This is a genomic window from Thermotoga caldifontis AZM44c09 (genome assembly GCF_000828655.1).
Taxonomy (GTDB): domain Bacteria; phylum Thermotogota; class Thermotogae; order Thermotogales; family DSM-5069; genus Pseudothermotoga_A; species Pseudothermotoga_A caldifontis.
On sequence record NZ_AP014509.1, the window covers coordinates 824,593 to 848,665 of the forward strand.

The 24,073-nt window shown below is 50.3% G+C and carries 27 protein-coding genes; 4 read left to right on the forward strand and 23 right to left on the reverse strand.

What is annotated here, in order from left to right; all coding sequences use genetic code 11:
- Positions 1 to 12: 12 nt before the first annotated feature.
- The 4 genes from TSP01S_RS04125 to TSP01S_RS04140 are packed head-to-tail and all read left to right on the forward strand — an operon-like array spanning position 13 to position 5,159.
- Complete coding sequence (locus TSP01S_RS04125; RefSeq protein WP_041076719.1) at positions 13 to 957, forward strand: ROK family glucokinase; 945 nt, start codon at positions 13 to 15, stop codon at positions 955 to 957.
- Complete coding sequence (locus tag TSP01S_RS04130; protein ID WP_041076721.1) at positions 954 to 1,436, forward strand: metallophosphoesterase family protein; 483 nt, start codon at positions 954 to 956, stop codon at positions 1,434 to 1,436. The genes TSP01S_RS04125 and TSP01S_RS04130 overlap by 4 nt, the downstream gene beginning before the upstream one ends.
- Positions 1,388 to 2,365 (forward strand): adenine nucleotide alpha-hydrolase family protein, encoded by a 978-nt coding sequence (locus tag TSP01S_RS04135; protein WP_052463492.1) that lies wholly within the window; start codon positions 1,388 to 1,390, stop codon positions 2,363 to 2,365. Before TSP01S_RS04130 ends, TSP01S_RS04135 begins: the two co-directional genes overlap by 49 nt.
- A complete protein-coding gene (locus TSP01S_RS04140) occupies positions 2,358 to 5,159 on the forward strand; it encodes a helicase-related protein (protein WP_052463493.1) in 2,802 nt (933 codons plus the stop codon). The genes TSP01S_RS04135 and TSP01S_RS04140 overlap by 8 nt, the downstream gene beginning before the upstream one ends.
- On the opposite strand, the gene TSP01S_RS04145 is transcribed toward TSP01S_RS04140, so the two are convergent.
- From TSP01S_RS04145 to TSP01S_RS04255, 23 genes are all read right to left on the reverse strand, one after another.
- On the reverse strand, positions 5,148 to 5,831 hold the full coding sequence (locus tag TSP01S_RS04145) for a hypothetical protein (RefSeq protein ID WP_041076723.1): 684 nt from the start codon (positions 5,829 to 5,831) through the stop codon (positions 5,148 to 5,150). The two genes, TSP01S_RS04140 and TSP01S_RS04145, sit on opposite strands and share 12 nt — an antisense overlap.
- Positions 5,819 to 6,307 carry a hypothetical protein gene (locus TSP01S_RS04150; RefSeq protein WP_041076725.1) on the reverse strand — a complete coding sequence of 163 codons (489 nt, stop codon included), beginning with the start codon at positions 6,305 to 6,307 and terminating at the stop codon, positions 5,819 to 5,821. The genes TSP01S_RS04145 and TSP01S_RS04150 overlap by 13 nt, the downstream gene beginning before the upstream one ends.
- The gene (locus tag TSP01S_RS04155; RefSeq protein WP_041076727.1) at positions 6,304 to 6,609 is read right to left on the reverse strand and encodes a hypothetical protein; all 306 of its coding nucleotides are present in this window, start codon (positions 6,607 to 6,609) and stop codon (positions 6,304 to 6,306) included. The genes TSP01S_RS04150 and TSP01S_RS04155 overlap by 4 nt, the downstream gene beginning before the upstream one ends.
- Positions 6,593 to 7,303, reverse strand: a complete 711-nt coding sequence (locus tag TSP01S_RS04160) for a FliA/WhiG family RNA polymerase sigma factor (protein ID WP_041076729.1) — start codon at positions 7,301 to 7,303, stop codon at positions 6,593 to 6,595. The genes TSP01S_RS04155 and TSP01S_RS04160 overlap by 17 nt, the downstream gene beginning before the upstream one ends.
- Positions 7,304 to 7,319: 16 nt before the next feature.
- Positions 7,320 to 7,802: a chemoreceptor glutamine deamidase/glutamate methylesterase CheD gene (gene cheD, locus TSP01S_RS04165; RefSeq protein ID WP_041076731.1), complete on the reverse strand. Its 483-nt coding sequence runs from the start codon at positions 7,800 to 7,802 to the stop codon at positions 7,320 to 7,322.
- The gene (gene cheC, locus TSP01S_RS04170; RefSeq protein WP_041076734.1) at positions 7,799 to 8,404 is read right to left on the reverse strand and encodes a CheY-P phosphatase CheC; all 606 of its coding nucleotides are present in this window, start codon (positions 8,402 to 8,404) and stop codon (positions 7,799 to 7,801) included. Before cheC ends, cheD begins: the two co-directional genes overlap by 4 nt.
- 1 nt (position 8,405) lies before the next feature.
- A complete protein-coding gene (locus tag TSP01S_RS04175; protein WP_041076736.1) occupies positions 8,406 to 9,089 on the reverse strand; it encodes a flagellar brake protein in 684 nt (227 codons plus the stop codon).
- Positions 9,090 to 9,095: 6 nt separating this feature from the next.
- Positions 9,096 to 9,926 carry a MinD/ParA family protein gene (locus TSP01S_RS04180; protein ID WP_041076738.1) on the reverse strand — a complete coding sequence of 277 codons (831 nt, stop codon included), beginning with the start codon at positions 9,924 to 9,926 and terminating at the stop codon, positions 9,096 to 9,098.
- Positions 9,910 to 11,019: a flagellar biosynthesis protein FlhF gene (flhF, locus tag TSP01S_RS04185; protein ID WP_041076740.1), complete on the reverse strand. Its 1,110-nt coding sequence runs from the start codon at positions 11,017 to 11,019 to the stop codon at positions 9,910 to 9,912. The genes TSP01S_RS04180 and flhF overlap by 17 nt, the downstream gene beginning before the upstream one ends.
- Positions 11,016 to 13,067, reverse strand: a complete 2,052-nt coding sequence (gene flhA / locus TSP01S_RS04190; protein WP_041076742.1) for a flagellar biosynthesis protein FlhA — start codon at positions 13,065 to 13,067, stop codon at positions 11,016 to 11,018. Before flhA ends, flhF begins: the two co-directional genes overlap by 4 nt.
- Positions 13,068 to 13,100: 33 nt before the next feature.
- Positions 13,101 to 14,159: a flagellar biosynthesis protein FlhB gene (gene flhB / locus TSP01S_RS04195; RefSeq protein WP_231848602.1), complete on the reverse strand. Its 1,059-nt coding sequence runs from the start codon at positions 14,157 to 14,159 to the stop codon at positions 13,101 to 13,103.
- Positions 14,156 to 14,854, reverse strand: coding sequence for a flagellar biosynthetic protein FliR (gene fliR, locus TSP01S_RS04200; RefSeq protein WP_231848603.1), 699 nt, complete (start codon positions 14,852 to 14,854; stop codon positions 14,156 to 14,158). The genes flhB and fliR overlap by 4 nt, the downstream gene beginning before the upstream one ends.
- A 70-nt stretch (positions 14,855 to 14,924) precedes the next feature.
- A complete protein-coding gene (gene fliQ / locus TSP01S_RS04205; RefSeq protein ID WP_041076748.1) occupies positions 14,925 to 15,191 on the reverse strand; it encodes a flagellar biosynthesis protein FliQ in 267 nt (88 codons plus the stop codon).
- A gap of 5 nt (positions 15,192 to 15,196) precedes the next feature.
- Positions 15,197 to 15,949, reverse strand: a complete 753-nt coding sequence (fliP, locus tag TSP01S_RS04210) for a flagellar type III secretion system pore protein FliP (protein WP_041076750.1) — start codon at positions 15,947 to 15,949, stop codon at positions 15,197 to 15,199.
- Positions 15,946 to 16,206 (reverse strand): flagellar biosynthetic protein FliO, encoded by a 261-nt coding sequence (locus TSP01S_RS04215; RefSeq protein WP_231848604.1) that lies wholly within the window; start codon positions 16,204 to 16,206, stop codon positions 15,946 to 15,948. Before TSP01S_RS04215 ends, fliP begins: the two co-directional genes overlap by 4 nt.
- Before the next feature lie 87 nt (positions 16,207 to 16,293).
- Entirely contained in the window at positions 16,294 to 16,653 is a 360-nt protein-coding gene (cheY, locus tag TSP01S_RS04220; protein ID WP_041076754.1) for a chemotaxis protein CheY, read from the reverse strand.
- A 22-nt stretch (positions 16,654 to 16,675) separates the two neighbouring features.
- Positions 16,676 to 17,113: a chemotaxis protein CheW gene (locus tag TSP01S_RS04225; protein WP_041076756.1), complete on the reverse strand. Its 438-nt coding sequence runs from the start codon at positions 17,111 to 17,113 to the stop codon at positions 16,676 to 16,678.
- Positions 17,114 to 17,124: 11 nt separating this feature from the next.
- Entirely contained in the window at positions 17,125 to 19,122 is a 1,998-nt protein-coding gene (locus TSP01S_RS04230) for a chemotaxis protein CheA (protein ID WP_041076758.1), read from the reverse strand.
- Positions 19,123 to 19,151: 29 nt separating this feature from the next.
- Positions 19,152 to 20,372, reverse strand: a complete 1,221-nt coding sequence (locus TSP01S_RS04235; protein WP_041076760.1) for a CinA family nicotinamide mononucleotide deamidase-related protein — start codon at positions 20,370 to 20,372, stop codon at positions 19,152 to 19,154.
- A gap of 21 nt (positions 20,373 to 20,393) precedes the next feature.
- Positions 20,394 to 21,863, reverse strand: a complete 1,470-nt coding sequence (locus tag TSP01S_RS04240; protein WP_041076762.1) for a tripartite tricarboxylate transporter permease — start codon at positions 21,861 to 21,863, stop codon at positions 20,394 to 20,396.
- A gap of 4 nt (positions 21,864 to 21,867) precedes the next feature.
- Positions 21,868 to 22,341, reverse strand: coding sequence for a tripartite tricarboxylate transporter TctB family protein (locus tag TSP01S_RS10430; RefSeq protein ID WP_041076764.1), 474 nt, complete (start codon positions 22,339 to 22,341; stop codon positions 21,868 to 21,870).
- A gap of 48 nt (positions 22,342 to 22,389) precedes the next feature.
- A complete protein-coding gene (locus TSP01S_RS04250) occupies positions 22,390 to 23,346 on the reverse strand; it encodes a tripartite tricarboxylate transporter substrate binding protein (protein WP_052463625.1) in 957 nt (318 codons plus the stop codon).
- 5 nt (positions 23,347 to 23,351) lie between these two features.
- Entirely contained in the window at positions 23,352 to 23,987 is a 636-nt protein-coding gene (locus tag TSP01S_RS04255) for a bifunctional 4-hydroxy-2-oxoglutarate aldolase/2-dehydro-3-deoxy-phosphogluconate aldolase (RefSeq protein ID WP_041076767.1), read from the reverse strand.
- Positions 23,988 to 24,073 lie beyond the last annotated feature (86 nt).

Genomic DNA, 24,073 nt, shown 5'->3' on the forward strand with positions numbered 1-24,073 from the left:
GAGGTTGTAGCATTGAACGTCATAGGTGTTGATCTGGGCGGAACCAACTATGCAGTTGGTCTCGTTGACGAGAACGGAAAGATTCTGGCGAGGGTTGAAGGAGAGACCAGGGTGCATGAAGGGCCAGATGCGGTTGTCAGAAGGATATCGGACTCGATTCTGAGTTTGGGCAAGGCTGGTTCTGTTCTTGCTGTGGGTATTGGGTCTCCTGGTAGCATCGACCATCACACAGGTACGGTCAGATTTTCACCCAACTTTCCTGGCTGGATAGATTTTCCGCTCGCCAGGAGGATCGAGGAGTTGACTTCTCTGAAAGTCTTTGTTGAGAACGACGCCAACGCGTACGCTCTCGGTGAAAGGACTTTCGGAGTTGCGAAAGGACTGGAACACGTGGTGTGCCTCACGTTGGGCACCGGTATAGGTGGTGGTGTGATAACACACGGGGTTCTGCTCAGGGGGAGCACAGGCATCGGAGCAGAGCTCGGTCACATGAACGTGATGCCCAACGGACCAAAGTGTGGTTGTGGTGCCCGTGGATGTCTTGAAGCACTGGCGTCAGCGACGGCCATAAGAAATTTTGTGAGAGAAGGTTATGAAAGGCACAGGGATTCTTCCCTGTTTCGAGATAAAACACCGGATCTGGTCACCCCGAAGGATGTGTTTGACCACGCGAGGATGGGTGATCAGTTCGCGCTTGAGATCTTCAACATCGTTGTCGATGCTCTCTCAGCAGCAATCGGAAGTTTGATAAACATTTTCAACCCACAGCTCGTCGTGCTCGGCGGAGGTATGGCGAACGCCGGGGAGTTCTTGCTGGCACCCATCGAAGAACGTGTGAAGAATTACGTGCTTCCAACGATGTTTGGCAGTTATCGAATCGCGCTGAGCCAGCTTGGGAAGGATGCGGGTATACTCGGAGCAGCCTCGATCGTTTATGAGAGGCTGGGTGGAAGATGAAATTGCTGCTGGTCAGCGATACGCACGTTCCGACTTATCTGAAGTCCTTGCCAAACGATTTGATCGAGCTTGCGAGGCAAGTAGATGCCGTGATTGGTCTTGGAGACTACGTCGATCTCAACACGGTGCTCGAGCTGAAATCAGCCGCTCGCAGTTTCTATGGAGTGCACGGAAACATGGACGATGTGGACGTGAAGGATACCTTGCCACAGCTTCTCACGGTGCACCTGGCTGGATTCAACATAGGCCTGTGCCACGGCTGGGGCCCACCCTATCAATTGAGGGAGAGAATTTTGAAACTGTTCGAGGAAAAACCTCACGTGATCTTCTACGGTCATACGCACTTTCCCGACGATTCTCTTCTCGAGAATGTGAGATTCATCAATCCTGGAAGTTTCGGTGAGAATGGCAGTTTTGCGGTTGTTGAAATATGCGATTCGCATCTGAAAGTCAGCTTCGAGAGACTGCCGATCGTCTGATACACGACATAAGGCTCACCGTCGATAGAGACGTTGTCGTTGCCTTCTCAGGTGGTGAAGACAGTAGCCTTGCAGCTTTCCTCTGCAAGGTCGCGCTTGGACCCGAACGTGTGGTCCTCGCCACGGTGGACTGGGGTCCGTTCACCTACGGTGTGATCAGAGAAAAAGTCGTCGAGTCTGCGGCGCGACTCGGTCTTTCACACGTTTATTTGAACGGTGTTGAGAAACAGAGACAGATATGGAAGCACGGTCCGAATTGCAACGCGTGTACAAGGTCTGCGAAGCTGCTCACGGTTCGAAAAAGCTTTCCCGACAGGATCGTGGTGACCGGATCGAACCAATCCGACAGCTGGGGTAAGTTAGGCTTGAAGCTGTACGAGAGTTTCTATTCACCGCTGAAAGACCTGACAAAAGATCAGATCAGGCAGCTGATAGATTTTTTTCACATCGAACCTGTGAAAGTTGGAGAGTCCTCCGTTCGCGAAGGTTGTAAACTGAAGCATCTGATGAAGATGTTGATCAACCCCGCTTATCACGGAAGGGCTGTTGCAGAAGCGAACGACATTCTCATCCAGTTCGTTCGAGAGAGAGCCAGGAACGTTACACTCGCCAACGTGAAGATCATCGGACCGCTCTCGAGAAACGTTGCCTTGGTCAACGTGAAACCTCACCTGAACGACGATGAGAAGTCCGAACTTTTATCGAGACTGAAGAGCGTCGATGTCATCGAAGAGATCCACATACTCGAGAGACCCGTGAGACTCAAGGTGCTGGTGAATCCAGGTTTGTACAACGATCCAAAATCCTTGGAGGATGTGTTTGAGGGATTCATAAAAAGGGATTTTGCCGTTCCTGTCAGCGTTGTCTGGATCAAAGCGAAAAACAATCGCTTGAGGACCTTCCAAGTGGTGGATTTCGAGTATGAGTGAACTTGGTGAACTTCTGAAAAAACATCCTGAAAGGCCCACCCTGTTGATAGTTCCCAGTGAAAAGGAAGCATCGCACCTCGCATCCGTTCTGAATGCCCGATATTTCCCTGGCCCCGACGTTTTCCCGTTCGAGGACGTACCGGTTTCTTTTCTCGTTCGAAAAGGTCGTATCGAAACGCTCTGGTCGCTCCTGAACGCGGAATGCGAACTGATCGTGGCGAGTTTGTATTCTGCGACTCGTTTCACGATGCCTCCAGACCTTTTGAGGAACTTTTCAAGGAAGTTCAAACGTGACGATGAGTTCGTCGATGCACATCACTTGATAGATCTTGGGTACGAGAGAGCCTACTTGGTTCGTTCGGGTGGAGAGTTCTCTGTTAGGGGTGATATCGTCGATGTGTTCGCACCACTTTACGAAAAACCGGTGAGGGTAGAACTCTTCGGGAACAGGATCGAAGACATCCGCCTCTTCGACGTGGTCAGTCAGACGTCGACCGTGAAATTGGATGAGTTCGTTCTCTTACCCGCACGTGAGTACGTCTGTGAAGAACACGACTTTGACACGATCGTCGCCAGAGTGAGTGAACGAGCCACGATATTCGATTACGCTGCTTTTGATGTACTCATCCTGGATGTCGATAGATGCTTTGAAGAATTCGTGAAATTGGAAAAGCAGATCAGGGAGTTTCTCTCAGACGAGCAGTACGAAGAGTACAGAAATTACTCGGGGTTGAGCCTTGTTGAGATACAGCAGAAACTTCGTCAAGCGAAGGAGGTGGAACTGGACCTTCAGAGCCTCGAGTTCGTCGAGAGAAAGAGCAGCATACAGCAGGTTCCGGTAATCGACGAAGACGAGCTCAGCGTGGGAGATCTTGTGGTACACGAGAAATACGGGATAGGTATCTTCGAGGCCGTGAAACCTGTTACGAACGCACTCGGCACGAAAGAATACATCGTGATCAAATACGAAGATGCGACCATCTATGTGCCTGCAGAAAGGCTCGATAAGATTCACAAGTACATAGGCGATCCGAACGTAAAGATCGACCGTATCCACGCCGGAACCTGGAAAAGAAGGCTTGACAAGGTCAAAGAAGATCTGAGGAAGAAGATATTCGAGCTGGTGGACATATACATGAAGAGGCAGCAGGTCAGAGGTTTGAGTCTTCCCGGAGATGCGGAGATGGAACAGAAATTTGCCGAGACGTTCCCATACGTTGAAACTCACGATCAATCCGTAGCCATTGAGGAAGTCCTCGAGGATCTCGCCAGCGATCAACCCATGGATAGGCTGCTGTGCGGTGATGCCGGTTATGGGAAAACGGAGGTGGCCCTCAGGGCTGCGTTCAGGTGCGTTGTGAGTGGAAAACAGGTCGCGATCCTTGTACCCACAACGGTGCTTGCCAGACAGCATTACAGAGTTTTCAGACAAAGAATGGAACCGTTCGGTGTATCGGTTGCGCTTCTGGACAGATCGATTTCGAAATCGGAGCGAGCCAGAATAATCGAGGACCTGAGGAACGGAAAGATCGATGTCGTTATAGGTACCAGCGCCTTGCTGTCGAACAGCGTGAAGTTTTCTGATCTCGGCTTGGTGATCATCGATGAAGAGCAGAACTTCGGTGTGGAACAGAAGGAGAAGTTCAAGAAGATCAGACTCAACGTGAACGTTTTGTCGATGAGTGCCACGCCGATACCCAGAACCCTGCACATGGCACTGAACGGGATGAAGGACATGAGCGTTCTGACCACGCCGCCTTTTGGAAGACTTCCAGTTGTAACTTATGTGGCACACTACGACGATAGGCTCGTCAGAGGTGCGATACTGAGGGAGATAAACAGGGGAGGTCAGGTGATATACGTACACAACCGTGTGGAGGATTTGCAAGAGGTCTACAGAAAAGTTTGTGAACTCGTACCTGAAGCGCGCGTCGTCATGGCGCACGGTCAGATGCCCATGAAAAGGCTGACGGAGGCTGTGAGGAGTTTCTACGAGCATACGGCCGACGTGATCGTGTGCACGTCGATAATGCAGAACGGAATAGACGTGCCATCGGCGAACACGATCATCGTGGACGACGCGCATCGCTACGGTTTGGCCCAGCTCTACCAGCTGAGAGGAAGGGTTGGAAGGAGTGACAAGAGAGCGTTCGCGTATTTCCTCTTCGATTCCAATCTCAGTCCTTCCGCTTTGAAGAGACTCCAGGTCATAAAAGAGTTTTCAGGTCCTGGAAGCGGCTTGAAGATAGCACTGAAGGATATGGAGATAAGAGGTATAGGAACCATCTTCGGCCTGGAACAGCATGGGAACGTGAACGCGATCGGGTTGAACATGTATTTGCAGATACTCAACGAAGAGTTGAAACATACGATGCATCCAGAAACCGAGGAACACGTGGACGTTGAGATCGAAGGTGTGCCGGGTTCTTTCTACATACCTGACGATTTCATTGAGGACGAGATAGAAAGGCTCAGGACTTACCGCAGGCTCGCTTCCTGCAGGTCCGTGAAAGAGATAGACGAATTGAAACTCGAATTGAGGGACCGTTTTGGAAAACTTCCCGAGCAGGTGGAACAGCTGATCGATCTTTTCAAAATCAGACTGATGGCGATCCAGAAGAACGTCAGGAAAATCGTCTTCGATGAAACGACCTTGAAGATCTTCTCCGATTCCGATTCGTTGAAGTTGCCTGGAAGGTTCGTCTACAACGAGAAGGAAAAAGTCTATCTGTATTACAACGTTCCTCCAGAAAAATGTCTCACACTGCTCAAAAAGGTTTTTCTAAGAGATTGACAGAAAAACGTAGGAATCATCAACGAGCAGCACGATCAGGTCTTTCTTCGAACCTTTCACATCTTCCTTCAGTTCGATCGTGAGTTCTCTATCAAGCACGATCATGCGCTTGGCAGAATCGACAGGAACATTCCTGTAGAAGCCGATGAACTTGAAGGAACCAGCTTTCCTCTGAGAGAGGAACGCTCTGATGATCTGTAGAACGCGCCTCTTCTGCTCTTCGTTCATGCTCTCGGGCTTGAAACGGATCGTTCTGAGCAGAGGAACGTTTCTGCTACGAACATTGACTCTGAAAGAAGTTTCGCCGATCTGGAGCTGGAATCTGGGCTGGATCTTCTCCACTTTCGCACCCAACTTCAACTGGCACGAGTGTATCGCGTTGGGGACCTTTTCGAACCGAACATCTTCCATGAGAGGATCGATCTTTCCGAGCGTTTGGTCCTTCACCTTCACCCACGATGCTTCGATCGAATGGGCCAAAACCTTCACAGACGTGTGCAGAGGAACATCCTTCAGCTGGCATTCCAGCTTCTCACTCGAAATCCTTGGTTGTATCGCTGTTTCTCCTTTCACAACGATATCTGTATATGTCAGAGAAAGCGTGGAAGTATGGATCTTTATGAAGCCCAGTTCGAGCTTCAAAGTTTCGAGAATTTGCCTCAGGAACGACATACGAACTCGAGGGCCTTCGACAGCCTCTGGAATGGTTCCATCACGTCGAATTCTTCCACGATCTTTTTCAGCTTTTCGATCTTATCCTGCGTGAAGTTCGATTTGGATACGAACTTCAGAGTCTCATTCTGCAGAGGTATCACGCATTCGTTGGGTTCCGAGTTCTGGCTCTGCTCCAGTTTCGATGTGCCGTAGGACGAAACGTAGTAGACCTGATCGGAAGCTTCCACGAGCGAGATGTTATCTGTCAGAAAGACTTCTGGCTTCTGTTCCACACTTTTCAGAAGGCTCTTCGCGATGATCTCGACCGTCAGGTAAAGTTCAAGAGATTTGCCGTACAGAATCTTTTGAAGGGGAGTTGGTGAGACTGGTTCTGTGTATTTGAACTCTTGGGGAATCCCGAGCTCATCCACTACCAGTACCGCGCCAACGTACTTTTCGTCTATCTTTTTCGCGCTTATGTAACCTACCTTCACAGTCTCACGTCCAGTATGGTCCCTTTGCTCTCTTCACGAACTTCTTCTCGTGCTGGCGTGCCGCGGCGGGAAGAAGGTCTGTAGAAAGCGGAAGAGCTTCTTTCCTCCGTGGAGGAACCAACGTTCTTTTGTTCCACACCTTCACGCGGGGTAACGGTACGCGAATGCTGTACAGATCTTTGGATCATCTGCGCATTGACCAGCTGGGCCAGCGCCGTCTGAACGTTCGCTTGCTGAGAGACGCTGGTTGAAACATCGATGCCCCTCACGATCATCGTTTGTAAATCAATCGGGTTTACCATCGTCTTCCCCCAGCACGTACTTTTTTATCTTGATCAAAGCGCTGGAGAGTATTTGAGAAACTCTGGACTCACTCACTCCAAGAATAAGACCTATCTCCTTGAGGGAAAGTTCTTGTTCGAATCGCAGCGATAGGACGAGTTGCTCACGTTGCGGTAACTGTTTGATAGCCTCTGTCACCTGCTCGAGCAATATCTGTTTGTAAGCATCCTGCAACGGCTCCGAATCGGCTGCGACGTCTGGACTGTAAGAATCGTACGTGTCGTACAGGTACTCATCCAGCCTCAGGAACTGTTTTCTTACCATCTCGTTCTTGGCACGGATCACTTCCTCGTTACTCAAGTTTGTGTAGAGACTGATCTCCTCAACCGTTGGATGCCTTCCAAGCTTCGATTCGAGCTCGTAGATCGCTTTCTCGACTTCTTTTATGTTCCTTCTCAAACTCCTTGGCATCCAATCTATGTTTCTCAAATAATCGTACATCGCACCCTTGATCCTCTTGATGAGGAAGGTCCTCAGATTGACACCCCTTCTCGGATCGTACCTGCGAATGGCTGAGATGAGCGCGAGCACACCTTCCTGAATCAGGTCTTCCACTTCGACGTTTTTCGGTAGATGTTGTACGAGATCGCTCGCGATTCTTTTCACCGTCGGCAGCAATTCTTTTATGATTTGTTCTTCATCTACCTCGTACATACCGCACCGCCCTCACTCATATCTCCAAGACCTGTATCGTTTCTCCGCCCCCCACTTTCCTCACCAGCAGCTTTCCGGTCTCTATGTTGTACTCTATGCTCCTGGCCCTGTTTCCCCCGACATCTTCCGCCCTGAGCGGTATCTGATGGTACTTCAACCAGTACTTCACTGCCTCCACGTTCCTGGCACCCACGTTCATCCCGGAGCTTTCGAACATCGAAGCCCCACCGGCTATCTTGGCCTCAAGCCTCGATTTCGAAGCTCCGAGTGAGACGAGTTCCTCGATGAGCGTTGCAACGGCTGTGTCCGCGTATTTGCCTGGCATCTGAACGTTCTTCCCCCCACTGTCGGGAAGCATCACGTGCGCCATTCCACCAACCTTGGCAACAGGATCTCTCATGCACACGCCCACGCACGAACCGAGTCCGAGCGTGATGATCACGGCTGGATTCCGTTCAACTGCCAGTTCGCCTATTCCTATCACAACCTTCTTGCTCATCTGAGTCCCACCTTCTTGAAGATCGTTTCCAGACTGTTCTCCCCGGGGATCAGCAACATGTAAGAACTTATGCTCTGCATGCCTTCAATGCTCAGCTCGGTTTCAACGTATATTGCACTGTCTTCGTACGAAGCGGTGGGGAGCACAGCTTCGGATATGATCGCCGCGAGCATGTCGACTGAAAGGTCGGGGGGTAACGGGTCTAAGTACAGTCCTGTGAACTCCGCCAACGCCGTTATGTAGGAACCACACATTATGTTCCCGATCTCTTTCAGGGCAGATCTGGACAGTTCATCAAGTTGTGTGATGTCTTCACACGGAGAACCTAAAAGGTCCTGAAGGATCCTCTTCGCAGCCAATCTATTGAGCACGAGCACGACATCGAAGACGACGTCTCCACGGACCGACATCCTAACGCCAACCACGAGGTCTTCAGGTTCCGGGAAGATGAAGGTTATTCTCGATATCGGGATGACCTCAGCCTTCGGAACCGTGATTTCCACCTTCTTGTTCGTCAGCTGCGACAGCGCCGTGGCCGCGTTGCCTGTTCCGATGTTGCCGATTTCTTTGAGCAAGTCGAGTTCTCTCTCTGAGAGTACCATTCTACACCTCCTCTCTCGTCTTGCGCAATTTGATCTCCTGCTGGAACACGTACGATACTAAAGCCCTTTCGAGTGCTGGCGGGACATCCAAGAACTGTACCCCGTACTCGTGAAGACCTGTATTTTCGTTGAATCCCGCGTATCGAACGATCTGCGCCTTTTGGCTTGCGAGTTTTATATCTCCCAGATCGAGATCCACGTGGATGATCTGTCCGACCTTCAAGAGTTTCGACGTGCACATCAGCATCCCACCGGCGCTGAAATCTCTGGTGAGGAAAGAGTATCTGTTTCCCTCTTCCTCAATCAAAAAACTTCCACTGAGGACCAGCGGGATGCGGACGTACCTCCTTCTCTGCACGCGATCGACCTGTTCTGGCAACGTGACGTACATAACCAACAAATTCGATTCACTGTCTCTTCCATAGTCGAGGACGCGGCTGCTGAAGGCGTACACGACTTTGTCCGCGATGGCCGTGATCCTTATGAACTCCTGTCTCGGCAGGGGAACGAACCTGCCTTGATAACTGGGCATCGCGATCTTGAGAACCCCTCTATCAAAGTACGTATCGTGTATCGAGCTTTTCATTTTCAGGATCTCACCTTTCTTGGTTTCAAACTCTATCACGAGGGGCATGCCTGGTTTCAGGGCGTCTCTTGCGCTGACCTTGACGACGTATTCTGCCATCCCTTCTCATCCCATGCCGAAAAGGATTTTGATTCTCTCAATGAATGAGAGCCTCTTCGCGACCACTTTGTTCGTTATCTTGTCAGCGATTCCGTGGATGGCCAAAGACGGCTGGCACGTTTTCCTGAAAATCACGAAGGGTATCTGTCTCGAAACGCTGTCTTTCACCGCGGGCTCGAACTTCATGACGTGCGTCGAATCGAAACTCACGCCGATGAACCTGTTCACAACGGAGCTGAATTTCTCGATAGCTTTTCTCCCTTCTTTCAAATCCTTCACCATGTTCATCACGACGTGGAAGGTCACCGGTTCGAGACCCTTCAGAACGAGTATCTTGACGAAGGTGTACGCGTTCACCAGCGCCGTTGGTTCGGCGGCCGTCAGGACCAGAACGTGGTCGCTGTTCAGGTAGAACCTCTCCAGTTGTTCGTTGAAACCCGGCGGGAAGTCGAAAACGATGTAGTCGTAATCTTCTCCGATCTTTCTCAACTCGTTCATAACCCTGCCTTTGTCCTCAACGTTGAAAGTGATCAGATCATCGACATCCATACCACTGCTTATGAGCTCGACCCCGTAGGGAGTCTTGAAGATGACCTCGTTCATGTCCACTTTCTTCTTAAGAAAATCTTTCAGCGTGAACTTTGGTGTTACACCCATGAGTATCTCTGCGTTGGCGAAGCCCGCATCCGCGTCGAACAACAGGACCCTGTAGCCCCGTTCTTGAAGGACTATCGATAGATTGACGGCAACCACCGTCTTACCTACGCCACCCTTACCGCTGGCGACACTGATGATCCTTGCCCCTGAGTTGTAAAGTCCCTCAGCTTGATTGGGCAATTCTCAACACCTCTTTCGATAGTAGGTAAGCTATATCCTTCGCGTTGGCTTCGACGATGTCTTCAGGTACCCTTTGACCGTTGGTGATGAAGGCGAGCGGTATTCCACCCAGAAGTGATGCGTTGATCAGATGTCCAAACGTGCGGGTCTCGTCCATTTTCGTCAGGATCAGATGTGTATGCCTGGCTGCCTGAAACCTCTCGAGCACGTCCTTGAGATCTGAAAACCTCGAATTCATACTGATCACCAGAAAAGCCAGATCCGGCTGTATCACGTCGAACAGAGCTTTGAGTTCGCTCATCTGCATATCGTTGTTCTGACTCCTCCCGGCCGTGTCGATCAGGACCACATCGAAGGATCTCATCGCATCGAGTTCTATCTTCGCTTCCTTCGGTGTGTAAGCTATTCTCATGGGGATGTCCATGATCGTCGCATACGTTTTCAGCTGGTCTGTAGCAGCGATCCTGTACGTGTCGAGCGTGAGTATGGCCACCTGCTTTTTCTCGACGATTTTCAGCCTCGCGGCAAGCTTGGCGAGTGTCGTGGTTTTACCGACACCCGTCGGACCGGTGAACAGGACCGCACCTTCCAGGTTGGGTACCTCGGTCTTCATGAAGGCCGCAAGGTGTTCCGCCAGACGTTGCCTCAAGGAGTCGTCCAGATTTACATCACCGTAGCTTATCCTCAAATACTCGATGATCTTGCTCGCAACCGTTTGCTCTATTTCCTGAGCCTGCATACCTTTCAAGAGTTTTTGAAGGTTCTGTGGCAGATCGTTCATTCTCTGCATGCCGAGCATCTGTTTCATTTCCTGAATCATCTGTTTGAGCTCTCTGAGTTCTTCCTCCTGACGTTTTTCCCTGTTCTTGACGAGTAATTCCTGAAGCCTGTAAACCTCACTGCTTTCTTTTCTCTCCTGGTCTTTGTCTTCGCAGACCGCTGTGACTTCGAGATACCTTTTTGCGCCTATTCCCAGAAAACCTCCTTTCCTGACGCTACGGGTACTCAATATGATGGCGTCCTCACCAAGATCTTTCTTTATCTGCTCAAGGGCTTCCTTTATGTCTTTCACAACGTACTTTTTCATTTTCACAGCCTCACCACACCCTCAACTTGAAGAACTCTGTCCTCGGGCACTTCTTCGTAGGCGATGACTGGCACACTGGGTAAGAATTTTCTCACAAGCTGTGCAAAGTAAGGTCTTATCGCCCCTGAACAGACTACGAGGGGCGAGAAGCCCTTCTTCATGAGCGTTTCAAGCTGCTTTGAAAGGTTTTCCATGATTTCTCTCAGTATCTGTGGGTTCAGCACGATCTTTCTTTCTCCGGCAACGTCCTGCAACGATTCGAGTAACCTCTTTTCAAGTTCTCCGTCGAGTCCCACACCGTGCAGTTTACCGTCCTCGCTGAGCAGTGATTGGCATATCTGTCTCTTCAAAGCTCTCCTCACCTGTTCGGTGAGGTACACTAAGTCCGTAGATTTTTCCCCGTACTCCAGCAACACCTCGAATATGAGAGGTAGATTTCTTATACTCACGCCTTCGCTGAGCAGTCTCTGCAGGATCTTCTTCACGTCGCCCGCTTTCAATACTGACGGTATCAAGTCGTTTACGAGCTGGGGGAATTTTTCTCTCAGACCGTCGATGAGCATGTTGAACTCTCTGGATCCCAGCAGGTCTGCGGCGTTTTTCTTTAGAGTCTCCGTCAGATGTGTTATGAAGACGGTTGGCGGGTCGACCACCGTGTAACCGAGCCTGACCGCTTCTTCCTTACGGGACGGGTCTATCCAGAACGCCTGCAATCCGAAGGCAGGCTCTTTCACGGCGATTCCGGGAATTTTCTCGGTCGCGGTTCCTGGATTGATCGCCAGCAACCTGTTGGGTATCAACTCGTAACGCGCGACTTCCGCTCCCCTAATCCTTATGAGATATTCGTTCGGTTTCAGAAGCACGCTGTCTCGCACCCTGATCGGTGATACAACCAGGCCGAGATCGTAGGCGAGCTGTTTTCTCACCATGGCGATTCTCTCGAGGAGATCTCCTCCCTGTGATGGATCGGCGAGGGGGATCAATCCGTACCCTATTTCGACTTCGACAGTATCACTCTGAATCACTTCGGCTATTTCCTGTGGGGTGGTCAAAATCGGCTTTGACGGTGCAGGAGCAGCGGCCGCAGCGGCGGGAGCGGCAGCAGGCGCAACGCGCCTGGGGGCGGCTCTGAAAGAATAGTAAGCCAAGGCGAGAAAGACAGCGCCTATGATGGAAGCGGTGATCGGCAACGGTGTGGCCAAGCCGAGAAACAGCAGTATGAAGCCGGTTATCATGATGACTTTTCGCTCGCTGGAAAGTTCTCGCACGAGGTCCTGGCCGAGGTTCTCCTTGGCGGCCGCTCTGGAGACTAAAATACCTGTTGCTGTTGAAACCAGCAGGGCCGGGATCTGTGTCACAAGGCCGTCTCCAACGGTCAGGAGTGCGTAAACTTGCGCGGCCCTACCAAGGCTCAAATTGTGCTTCAACACACCGATCAGTATGCCTCCGATTATGTTGACCAGGACTATTATGATACTCGCTATGGCGTCACCCCTCACGAATTTGGACGCACCGTCCATAGCCCCATAGAAATCTGCCTCTCGCCTTATGAGCTCTCTCCTTCTGCGTGCCTCCTCCTCTGTGATCAAACCCGCGTTCAGATCGGCATCAACGCTCATCTGCTTGCCAGGCATCGCATCCAGTGTGAACCTCGCCGCAACTTCGGCTATGCGTTCGGCACCGCGAGTTATAACGATGAACTGTATGATGACGAGTATCAGGAATATGATCAATCCGACGATGTAGTCGCCCCGAACAACGAACTCCCCGAAGGTTCTTATGACCCTACCTCCAAACTTTTCTCCTTCGAGCAGGATCAACCGTGTTGAGGCAACGTTCAGCGCGAGGCGAAACAGAGTGATTATGAGCAGAAGTGTCGGGAAGGAGGACATGTCGAGCGCGTGCTTCACGTACATCGAAGACAGTAGAACGATCATCGACAGCGCGATATTGAGTAGCTGGAAAAAATCCAGCGCGAAGTCTGGTATAGGGATTATCATCAGAAGAACGATCGCCACAACTGCAACGGCTACGAAAACATCCAAATGTTTCACGTTTTCGCTCCCTTAACATCAAATTATATCAAGTTATCTCAGCGAGTAGACGTATGCGAGGATCTCTGCCACGGCTCTGTAAAGACTCGGAGGGATCTGCTCCCCCACCTCGCAGCTTCTGAAAAGCTCCCAAGCGACCTGGGGGTTTCTAACGATGGGGACACCACTCTTAGTGGCTATCTCGACGATCTTTTTTGCAACTTCATCGGCTCCTTTTGCGATCACTTCCGGTGCTTCCATATTTTCAGAATCGTACTGCAGAGCGACGGCGACGTGCGTCGGGTTCGTGATCACAACGTCTGCTTCGGGAACCTTCTGTAGCATCCTGCTCCTCGCGAGTCTTATCATGATCTCACGTTGACGTCTCTTCACTTCTGGGTTACCTTCAACTTCCTTGAACTCTTCCTTCAATTCCTGCCTGGTCATGCGCAGACTCTTTTCAAATTCCCACCTCTGGAAAAGATAGTCAACCAGCGCCAGAGCCAGCATCGCTATGGCACAGCGCAGCATCAACGTGCCAACGAGGTCTGCGAGGTACCAGACCGAAGCGTGCGGTTCGACATCGGAAAGCTGGGGCAATTCGCTGTAACGCTGCTTGATCAAGCTGTACGACACGTAGCCCACGATGGCAAGTTTGACGGCCGCCTTGAAAAGTTCAAAGAGATTTCTTAAAGAGAACATTCTTTTCAAGCCCTCGATCGGGTTGATCCTGTTCAGGTCAAACTTCAACGGTTTGAAAGAGAACAAGAACTTCGTCTGCAGGGCACCTGCGATAATGCTTACCAGCGCCACGATGGACATCAGAAGGATCAGAAGAACGAGGGGATCTCTAAAGAGATGGAATACAAAACTCGATAACGTTTCTCCGTCCATGGTTTCGAGTGAGAAGAAAGGCACGGACGCGTTCATCAATGTTCTGCTGAGCTGCGGCAGAAGGAGTTTCAAAGCGATGGTCGCGGCGAGAAAACTTAGTGCCATGTTCAACTCACGCGATACTGCTACCTGACCTTCCTCTCTCGCCTTTCTTCTGCGCCTCGGGGTGGGTTTCTCGGTCCTGTCCGGATCGGCAAAAAGTTGCAGATCGATGTTCATCGGCTCATGAAAAACTCTATGAAATTGATCGTTTTCTCTGCCAACTGGGCGCTCATCTCTGCCCATATACCTATCATTCCCACCATCAAGAGCATACCAACGAGTACCTTCAAAGGCAAGCCCACCATGAACACGTTCATCTGAGGAATCAATCGGGACAGAATGCCCAGCGCTACTGAAACGATCAGCATGAATCCGATCAGGGGCATACCGAACTTGAACGCGACTACGAAGCTCTCAGAAATTTTGTTGATGATGGCGTCCAGAAAGTTCAATCCTTCCAGAGAATCCGTGAGTGAAAAGTGCTTGAACGAATCGACGATCGCTTGATAAACGAGCAAATGTCCCTTTATCGTGACGAAGACAAACAGACCGATCGTGTACAGCAGTTCCCCATGCAGTGGTACTTCTTCACGCTGCGGGTCGAACACGGAAGACATGGCGTACCCCATCTGTGTACCGAAAACCTCTCCAGCCAGGCTCAGGCCGGAAAGTGGTAGCAGCGCCAGAAATCCCACCACCAGACCGTAGAGGTAATTGTTGAGCATCGCGAGCACGAGCGATAGAACCGGAACGTCTAAAGGAACTACCTGTTGCAGCGCTGGTACCACCAGCCAGCTCAAGAATACGGCAAGAAGCGCCTTCACCTGCACAGGTAGAAACCAGTCTCCAAAGAAAGGCGCAACCGTGAACATCCCGGCTATCCTGGTCAGAGCCAGCGCCCAGACGAGGAATTTCTCCTGAACGAATTCGTACAGGTTCAGATCATATCATCCCCATGAATCTTTCCATGACTTCCTGTGTGTATTCGACGAGCTTTTGAAGCATCCACGAACCGAGCAACATGATGGTGAGGAAGGTCAGAATGATCTTTGGGGCAAAGGTCAGCGTTTGTTCGTGTATCTGTGTGGCTGCTTGTAGCACACCGATGATCAAACCTGCGATCAGGCTCACCAGCAAGGGTGGAGTTATCAAGATCAGTATGAGCTCGATACCTTCTTTGACCACATCGACAAAAACGTCTATCGTCAAGAGAATCACCTCGCAAAGCTTCTGATCAGACCGGCAACCAGCAGGTCCCAACCGTTCACGGCAACGAACAACAGAACTTTGAACGGTAGAGAGATCAGCACGGGTGGGATCATGATCATACCCATCGAAAGAAGTACGCTCGCAACGACCATATCTATCACGATGAAGGGTATGTAGAGCAGAATACCCATCTTGAAACCGATCTCCAGTTCACCCAGCACGAAGGCGGGTATGATCACAGTGTTTGGAGCTTCCTCTATTCGGTCCAGTTTCAGACCAACGTTGGAAGCGAGCAAGAAAACGTTGTCTTCGTTGTGATGATTCTTCAGTTCGTTGATCATGAACTGTCTCACACGGTTCATCGTTCGGTCGAACATTTCTTGATAACCTATTTTGCCGTTCAGGTACGGCGTGAGGGCGTTGTTGTAGATGTCGTTCCACACCGGTTGCATTATGAAGAAGGTCAGGAACAGGGCAAGACCGATGAGTACCTGGTTGGGTGGAGTTTGTCTGGTACCGAGCGCGTTTCTCAGAAACGAAAAGACGACGATGATGCGTGTGAAGGAGGTGAACAGAACGAGTATGCTCGGAGCGAGTGTGAGAACAGTCAGTATGAGGAGTATCTCAAGTGTGACGACCAGATCGCGCTGGTTCTGCGGGGGGGAAACTCTTATACTTATCGATGGAAAGGGCACTTCCTCCTGTGCGTAAGAGAGGCTCGCGAGTAGGAATAAGAGCAAGATCAACCATTTCTTCATTCTCTATCTTCCCTGTCACGCTGTTGCATTCTTGAAAGCTTTTTGAAAAAGACCTTCGAAAAAGACTCTTTCGCCTCTATGCGGCTGATTTCTTGCTCTGATAGTTTCTTCAGCACGCTGCAACTGGAATGCGAAACCAGAAGATAGTAATACTCGTCCAGTACTCTGACCAAAACTATAGATGTATTCCTGTCGATGTAGTGTCTCTGGAGCACTTGAACGTCCTTTGAAAAAGCGAAAGGAACGCGTCTTCTCACAAGGATGTACATCACATAAAGCAAACCGATCAGAATGCCTAAGGCAAGAAGGAATTGAAGTACCAGCTTGCTTATCTTCCCACACCCTCAACTCAGTTTTTGTAAGGCTTCGATCACCCTACTGTGCTGGAAGGGCTTCACGATGAAGTCTTTTGCCCCGGCCTGGATCGCCTCGATGACCATCGCCTGTTGACCCATGGCGCTGCACACGATGATCTTTGCGTTCGGGTCGAATTCTCTAATCTTCTTGATCGCAGTGATACCGTCCATTTCAGGCATCGTTATGTCCATGGTGACAACGTCGGGTTTCAACTCTTTGTACTTTTCAACCGCTTCAACACCGTTGGCCGCTTCTCCAACGACCTCGTAGCCAGCTTTCGTGATTATGTCTTTCAAAAGCATCCTCATGAAAGCAGCATCATCTACTATGAGCACTCTCTTTGCCATTCCGTTAACCTCCCCGCACTCTTTAAGAAGACATTGTCAATTCTTCGAGAATCTTTCCCAGGTTGAGGTGAACTATCAACTGCTCCCCTCTCTTGATGATCCCCTTGGACTTTTCACCAAAGCTCTCGAACCTGTGGATCTTTTCTACATCTTCACTTTTCACTCTCATCACACCTCTGACTCTTTCGACCAGGAATCCCGTCTCGATGTCTTCGTAGTTCACCACAACGATTTTTCCCTGTGAGCCGTTTTCAAGGGTCAAACCGAGTGTGGAAGCGAGGTCTATGACCGGTACGATCCGTCCCCTCAGGTTCATGACTCCGAGAACGTTCTTCTTAGCACGCGGAACGGGTGTTATATCCGTTTTCTCTATCACAATGCTTACGTGTTCCACGTCGAACGCCATCTCTTGACCGCCAACACTGAAAACGAAGACCTCGAATTCCGAAAGGTCAGCCATGCTTTCCCTCCTCAGACGATGTTTGATACATCGAGTATCAAGGCTATGCTTCCGTCACCGAGTATGGCACCTCCACTGAATATTCTCACGTCGTTGAAGATCTTTCCGAGAGACTTTATCACGATGTCTTCCTGGCCTATCAGCGAATCGACAACGAGGCCATATTTTCTGTTTCCAACGCGCACGATCACCGTGTTGTAATAAGGTTCTTCCCTGTGACCATCGAGGCCGAAGATTTCCCACAACTTGACCAGGGGGATTATCTCGCCACGTATGACCGTGACGAGTTTGTTCTGCAGTTTCTGCACCTTGTCCAACGGAACGTTGAGGGTGCTGTCTATGTTCGCGATTGGAATGGCATAAACGTAGTTGTTGACCGTGACGAGCAGCGCCTGAATTATCGCCAGTGTCAGCGGTAATCTTATGGTCACTGTCGTTCCTCTATCTTTGACACTCTCTATCTTCACTGTCCCGTTCAAAGACTCGACGACACTCCTCACTACATCCATTCCCACGCCCCTGCCAGAGAGCTCGGTAGCTTGAGACTTCGTCGAGAACCCTGGCAGGAAAAGGAATTCGTAGACTTTTTCATCTGGCAGACTCTCCGCTTGGGCTTCACTTATCAAACCCTTTTCTATCGCTTTTCTGAGCACGGCTGCTCTGTCGATCCCTCTTCCGTCATCCTTCACTTCGATGACCACGTTGTTGCCCTCATGGCGCGCCGACAAAATCACCGTGCCCACAGGAGGTTTACCTTTCGCGATACGTTCTTCTTTGGTTTCTATCCCGTGATCTATCGCGTTCCGCAGCAAATGTACGAGCGGTTCACCGATGTCTTCAACGAAGGTTCTGTCAAGTTCAGTATCTTCTCCTTCGATGATGAAGTTTATCTCCTTGGAAAGTTGCTTCGCCAGATCGCGAACCATTCGAGGGAATCTGTTGAAAACGAAGGCTATTGGAACCATCCTGATCTTCATGACCACGTTCTGCAGATCCAAGGTGATTCGGTTCAACTGTGAGAGGCTCTCGTCCACTTCTTTTATGTTGTACTTCCTGAGCGTGTCCGAGATCCGGCTTCTCGCTATAACCAGTTCACCCATCAGGTTCATCAGTGTATCCAGCTTATCGATGTCCACACGAACCGTTTGAACGAGCCTTCTTCTTTGGGACACCTTTTGTTCCGGTTCTTTTTCCCCGACAGTCTCAAGCCGTGTGGGTATTTCCCGTTTTTCTTCTTCAGTTTTTGTTTCTTGCGCTTTCATCAGCGGCACCACTGTCACTCTGTCAATTTCTGATATAGAAATTATCGTCTTGTGCAAGGCTTCAGCGTCCTGCTTGCTGATCACCACGAGCTCGACTTCTCTGTCGAATTTTTCCTGCTCTATGTCTTCCACCGGTGGAACGCTGCTCAGGATCTGTCCACCCGAGTCTTCTATGGCTTTGAATACCATGTACATCCTGACAGCTTTCATGAGCGTTCCTTCCGCAAGCGTAACTTTCAATCTGAACGCGTTGTAACCTTCCTTCGATGCTTCTTCTATGACTTTCTTCACCGAGTCGTTCAGAACTTGAGATTCTTTCTTTTCTTCAGCAGGCAGTGTTTTCTCTTCAGACTTTACAACTTTTTCCTCCGGTACAACCTCGAACGAATTCATCAAGTTTTTCAAATCTTCTTCGTTCACCTGATCGCTACCACTCGATGCGATGCTGTTCACCATTTTATCCACCGTGTCGACACCCGCAAACAATCTGTCGAGCAGTTCTGAAGTCAGTCTGACTTTCCTGGACCTCACTTTGTCCAAAAGCTGCTCCATCTTGTGGCACAGCTTCGACATGTTCTCAAAACCCATGGTACCGGCCATGCCCTTCAACGTGTGCAAGGCCCTGAACGTTTCATTTATGGTTTCCTCATCTTCGGGATTCTTCTCGAGTTTCAGCAAGGAATCGTTGAGACTTTGAACGTATTCTCTACTTTCATCGATGAAAATGCTGAGATATTGTTCGTTCATACGGATTCCTCCTGGTTTTCTTTATCAAACTATATCATACCACGCACGCGGATCAACAATAAAAACAGTGCGTGCGTCGCGACCCTGGCTCTGAAGATGTTTCTTTCTTGAGGGTAAAAGATTTTTTCGACGGTGTCTTTTTGACCGTCCGTGACGCAAAAATATGCTGTTCCGACGGGCTTCTCCTCGCTTCCGCCGGTTGGCCCCGCAATGCCAGAGACTGCGACCGCCAGATCGCTGTTTGTGAGTTTCTTAACACCGTGTGCCATTTCCACAACGCACCGTTCACTGACTGCCCCGAATCGTTCGATCGTTTCTTCAGGAACGTTAAGCGTTTTGATCTTTACTGAGTTGTCGTACGCCACGATTCCACCGACGAAAACTTGCGAAGCTCCGGGCACGGAAACCATCTTCGAGCAAACCAGACCACCGGTGCACGATTCTGCAACCGAGAAAGTCAGCTTCCTACTCTTCAGTTCTTCGAACAGCGCTTTCTCTACGCTGGTCTCACCATAACCTATGAAATTCAGCCGGAACTTCTCCACGAGTTTCTGTGAAAGCTTCTGTGCCTCGTCGAAACAATCCAAAGGTGCGGTGAGCCTTATCCACACGCCCTCACCGAAGGACGCCTGCGTAGCGATCTTCACGCAACTTTTCACCGCGGCATCCGTCATGAACTGATCCAGAACCGATTCCGGAACACCAAAAAACAGCATCTTTATGGTTTTGAAATCCTGTTCTGTCTTCAACTGCTCGAGGACACTGTCCAGCATTGGCCTCATTTCCTGAGGTGGGCCAGGCAGGAGCACGATCTTTTTCCCTTCGAATTCGATCAACTGGCCGGGAGCGGTACCCACGGGGTTGGGAATGATCTGGGCGCCCTGGATCACGAGGGCCTGTCGTTCCAGGTTTTTTGGCAAGGCACTGTAATAGCGGGAAACTTTTTCATAGATCTTCCTTTTGACCTGTTCGTCCACAATCAGCTGGCGTGACAACGAACTGGCAATCGCTTCCCGTGTTCTGTCATCCTCCGTTGGCCCCAGGCCCCCGCTCACTACTATGACGTCGCAACTTTTCAGCAGACGTTGTATTTCTTCTTTGATTGAGTCTTCCTCGTCATCGACACTGATCACTTTTTTGACCGTGTAGCCGTTCTCTACGAGTTTTTGGCAGATGTACTGAGCGTTGGTGTTGAGGATGATGCCTTCGACGATCTCGCTACCTATGGTCAGCACCGCCGCCGTTTTCAAACGATCCCCTCCGAATAAGGATTATACCTTTCTTTTCCTCACCGTGTTCAGCAGTGGTGGCACCAACAGCACGGAAAGTATCAACACGAACAGGACCAGCGAGATGGGACGGGTCAAGAATGGAAGAAAGTTTCCTTTGGTCTTGATCAAACCAACCCTCAGGTTGTCCTCGATCGTCCTGCCAAGGATCAACCCCAGAATCATCGGTGCAAGTGGTACTCTCAGTTTCTCGAATACATAACCTATCAGTCCGAAAACGAACATCACGTAAACATCGAACACACTGTTTCTCAATGCGTAAGAGCCTACGATGCAGAAAATCGTCACCGCGGTCATCACGAGACCTGCTTTGAGCCTCACAAACAGTGAAAACGCCTTTATTCCGAGCCAGCCTACTGGGATCAGCAGTATCTGTACCAGGATAGCAACTGTGAACAACTGTGTCACGAGATCTCTGGATTGCGTGAAGATCATGGGACCGGGTCTTAGACCATACATGAGCATCGCACCAAGTACGATCGCGGTGATCGAGTCTCCAGGTAAGCCGAACACCAGAGCAGGAATCCACGTTCCACCGATTGCAGCGTTGTTCGCACTCGTGGGTGCGATAACTCCTCGTACACTTCCTGTGCCCAGCTCTTCGTCTTTCGAGATGTTTTTCTCCACACCGTACGACACCCACGCCGCCACGTCCGCGCCAGCCCCAGGGAGGGCGCCTATGAAAGTTCCTATCAGCGCGCCACGTATGAGGGTAAACTTGTACTTCCAGATGTATCTGAACGCTTCTCTCAGGTCCGTCTTTGTTGTTTCTCGAACAGCTGAAAGTTGAAGCTGACTCCTTTCAGTTACTTTCTTGAAGACTTCAGATAATCCAAACAGACCTATCATCGCGGGTATGAAGCTCACACCGTCCATCAGATCCGTGACACCGAAAGTGAACCTCGGGTAACCCGTCGTCACGTCTATGCCGATCGTTGAAATGAGCAAACCGAGCGTGGCGGACATCAATCCTTTGATCATGTTGCCTTTACTCAGAACCGCTGCCATGCTTAGGCCGAAGATTCCAAGCCAAAAGTATTCAAAATGAGTGAACTTCAGGGCGAATTTTGCGAGCGGTGGAGAAACTGTTATGAGTATCAGAACACCTATCAAACCTCCGAGTGCAGAGCAGAAAAGGTCTAATGTGAGGGCGAGCGAAGCCTTTCCCTTCTTGTTCAGCTCGAATCCATCGAGTACTGCTGCACCGGATGCGGGAGTGCCTGGGATCCTCAGAAATGTGGCAGGGATATCACCAGCGAAGATCGCTGTGAACGAAACCCCCAGAACCATTGCGAGCCCCGCTATGGGTTTCATGTAGTAAGTGAGAGGAATTATCAGAGCGACAGCCATCGTTGCTGTCAGGCCGGGAACGGCGCCCACAAAGACTCCAAAAAACATTGACAGCAAGAGAGGAAAAAGAACATCGGGTTTCAGAACAGAAACAAGTTGCATGTTTTCACCTCAATCCTGTGAACAATATTCCTTCAGGCAGAGGGATCTTGAACAGAACGCGGAAGATTAAGTGAACAGTCAAGGCAGCCGCCAGTGAAAAGATCAAAGCTTCGTACCACCTCGACTTCAGAATAACCAATGAGAGGAAGGATAGCACGCTCAGAGCGAGGAAGGTTCCCACGAAATTGGCAAAGGGAAAGAAAAACAGAACCACCGTGCAGAACCACAAGATGTTCAGCAGACTCTTTGTATCGATTGCATGTTTCTCTTTCTTGGGCTCCTTCCTGCGCAAGAAGTATTCGACAAAAAAATATACGGCGAAGCACAGAAGGATGATTGCAAGAACTCGGGGAAAGAAGCTTGGGCCAGGTAACCGAGTTTGCCTGACCACGAAATGTGGGAACTTCCGACTGTAAAGTAGAACAAAGATTGAAATGAAAGCCAGCACGCAACCCAGTATGAAATCGTAAAATGTCATAGCGATCTACCCCTCAGGAGAAGCGATGGCCCCGAAGGGCCATCGCGGTCATTTTTGCAGGTATCCTCCGAGTTCCAGAACTCTCTTCCAGGCCTGATCCTGTTGCTTGACAAATTCGTAGAATTCTTGACCTCTCCTGATCTTAATACCAAAACCGTTCGTTTGCATGAAGTTCTTGAAAGACTCACTGTTCGCTATCTCGATGATGGCATCTTCCAGGATCTTCTTGATCTCACTCGGCGTTCCTTTCGGCACAGCGATTCCACGCCATGTACCAGCACTCCAGTTTATACCAAGTTCTTTGAGCGTTGGCACATCTGGAAACAGAGGATGACGTTCATCAGCCATCACTGCGAGCGCCCGAGCCTGACCACTCTGAATCTGCGAAACGGCCTCAGCTATGGAGCACGTCACTACATGAACGTGTCCTCCAAGAAGCTCAACCAGACCCTGCGCGGCACCCGTTGTTGGGACCCACGTGACGGCATCTGGTGAGATCCCGGCTGCATCTAACATACCAATCCTGGCAAGATCCCATATACCACCGGCTGCGGTTCCGGAGAACAGATATTTACCGGGATTCGCCTTGATGTCGTTCAGCAGATCTTGCAGCGTTTTCCAGGGTGCATCCGCTTTCACGATCACACCTGCGGGATCCTCGTTGACCTGCGCAATGTAGTCGAACGCTTCGAATGTCAGGTCAGTCAATCCCATCCAGTGCATCGTAGCAATCTCCAGGGTAACGAGTGTGAGGGTATAACCATCGGGAGCAGCGTAAGCACCGGCGGCGTGCCCGACAGCTCCTCCACCTCCAGTTTTGTTGACCACCGTGAAAGGTTGTCCGAATTTCTTTGATAACTCATCTGCGAGAAACCTGGCGAGCCTGTCGGTACCTCCACCAGCACCCCACGGACAGATGATCGTTACCGGTTTTCTGGGATAGTTCACTGCAAAGACGACAAACAGAACCGACACCAACAGCACCAACGTCAGCAACTTTTTCACCACACTCACCTCCCGCTCATTTCTCTTCTTGCCTCTCTAATGAGTTCAACAAAGCGTTTTGCCCTTTCTCTGATTTCGTCTTTGCTTCCTTTCGTCAGTCCTCCACCCACTCCGACTGCCGCGGCACCAGCCTTGATCCACTCTTTGACGTTTTCGAGTTCGATGCCACCCGTGGGCAGGAGCTTCGCCTGTGGCAGTGGTCCGTGTATCGCTTTGATGTACCCGGGACCAACTGCGGAAGCTGGAAACAGCTTGATCAGCTCGCAACCAACTTCCAGAGCTTTAACAATTTCTGTTGGTGTGAAAGCGCCCGGGATGTAAGGTACGCGATGCTTGTTGCAGAGCAGGGCTGTTTCCTCTGAAAGGTTTGGAGCGACGATGTACCTCGCGCCGGCTTCGATCGCGATCTTTGCGGTGTATGGATCCAGAACTGTACCTGCACCGAGTAAGATTTCGTCGCCGAGTTCCTTCGATAGCTGGCTGATGACTTCAACGGCCCTCGGTACGCTGAACGTTACCTCGATGGCGACGATACCACCGTCTTTGCAGGCTCTACACACCTCGATCGCTCTCTGTGGGCTTTCCACTCTGATGACGGCGACGATCCCGGTTTCGATGATTTTCTCAACAATACTGTTCATACCGTACCCTCCCTTCCGAAGCGTTCAAAACTATTATAGATCCGGCCTTTAAGAAACGGCAAATAGATTAATCAAGAGTAAAGAAA

What these genes read in the sequence shown, in the direction of transcription:
- TSP01S_RS04130 (WP_041076721.1), top strand. Translation starts at nt 954, where the DNA reads ATGAAATTGCTGCTGGTCAGCGATACGCACGTTCCGACTTATCTGAAG.
- TSP01S_RS04135 (WP_052463492.1), top strand. Translation starts at nt 1,388, where the DNA reads ATGCGATTCGCATCTGAAAGTCAGCTTCGAGAGACTGCCGATCGTCTG.
- TSP01S_RS04140 (WP_052463493.1), top strand. Translation starts at nt 2,358, where the DNA reads ATGAGTGAACTTGGTGAACTTCTGAAAAAACATCCTGAAAGGCCCACC.
- TSP01S_RS04145 (WP_041076723.1), bottom strand. Translation starts at nt 5,831, where the DNA reads ATGTCGTTCCTGAGGCAAATTCTCGAAACTTTGAAGCTCGAACTGGGC.
- TSP01S_RS04155 (WP_041076727.1), bottom strand. Translation starts at nt 6,609, where the DNA reads ATGGTAAACCCGATTGATTTACAAACGATGATCGTGAGGGGCATCGAT.
- TSP01S_RS04160 (WP_041076729.1), bottom strand. Translation starts at nt 7,303, where the DNA reads ATGTACGAGGTAGATGAAGAACAAATCATAAAAGAATTGCTGCCGACG.
- cheD (WP_041076731.1), bottom strand. Translation starts at nt 7,802, where the DNA reads ATGAGCAAGAAGGTTGTGATAGGAATAGGCGAACTGGCAGTTGAACGG.
- cheC (WP_041076734.1), bottom strand. Translation starts at nt 8,404, where the DNA reads ATGGTACTCTCAGAGAGAGAACTCGACTTGCTCAAAGAAATCGGCAAC.
- TSP01S_RS04175 (WP_041076736.1), bottom strand. Translation starts at nt 9,089, where the DNA reads ATGGCAGAATACGTCGTCAAGGTCAGCGCAAGAGACGCCCTGAAACCA.
- flhB (WP_231848602.1), bottom strand. Translation starts at nt 14,159, where the DNA reads ATGAACATCGATCTGCAACTTTTTGCCGATCCGGACAGGACCGAGAAA.
- fliR (WP_231848603.1), bottom strand. Translation starts at nt 14,854, where the DNA reads ATGTTCACGGTTGCGCCTTTCTTTGGAGACTGGTTTCTACCTGTGCAG.
- fliP (WP_041076750.1), bottom strand. Translation starts at nt 15,949, where the DNA reads ATGAAGAAATGGTTGATCTTGCTCTTATTCCTACTCGCGAGCCTCTCT.
- cheY (WP_041076754.1), bottom strand. Translation starts at nt 16,653, where the DNA reads ATGGCAAAGAGAGTGCTCATAGTAGATGATGCTGCTTTCATGAGGATG.
- TSP01S_RS04225 (WP_041076756.1), bottom strand. Translation starts at nt 17,113, where the DNA reads ATGGCTGACCTTTCGGAATTCGAGGTCTTCGTTTTCAGTGTTGGCGGT.
- TSP01S_RS04230 (WP_041076758.1), bottom strand. Translation starts at nt 19,122, where the DNA reads ATGAACGAACAATATCTCAGCATTTTCATCGATGAAAGTAGAGAATAC.
- TSP01S_RS04240 (WP_041076762.1), bottom strand. Translation starts at nt 21,863, where the DNA reads ATGCAACTTGTTTCTGTTCTGAAACCCGATGTTCTTTTTCCTCTCTTG.
- TSP01S_RS10430 (WP_041076764.1), bottom strand. Translation starts at nt 22,341, where the DNA reads ATGACATTTTACGATTTCATACTGGGTTGCGTGCTGGCTTTCATTTCA.
- TSP01S_RS04255 (WP_041076767.1), bottom strand. Translation starts at nt 23,987, where the DNA reads ATGAACAGTATTGTTGAGAAAATCATCGAAACCGGGATCGTCGCCGTC.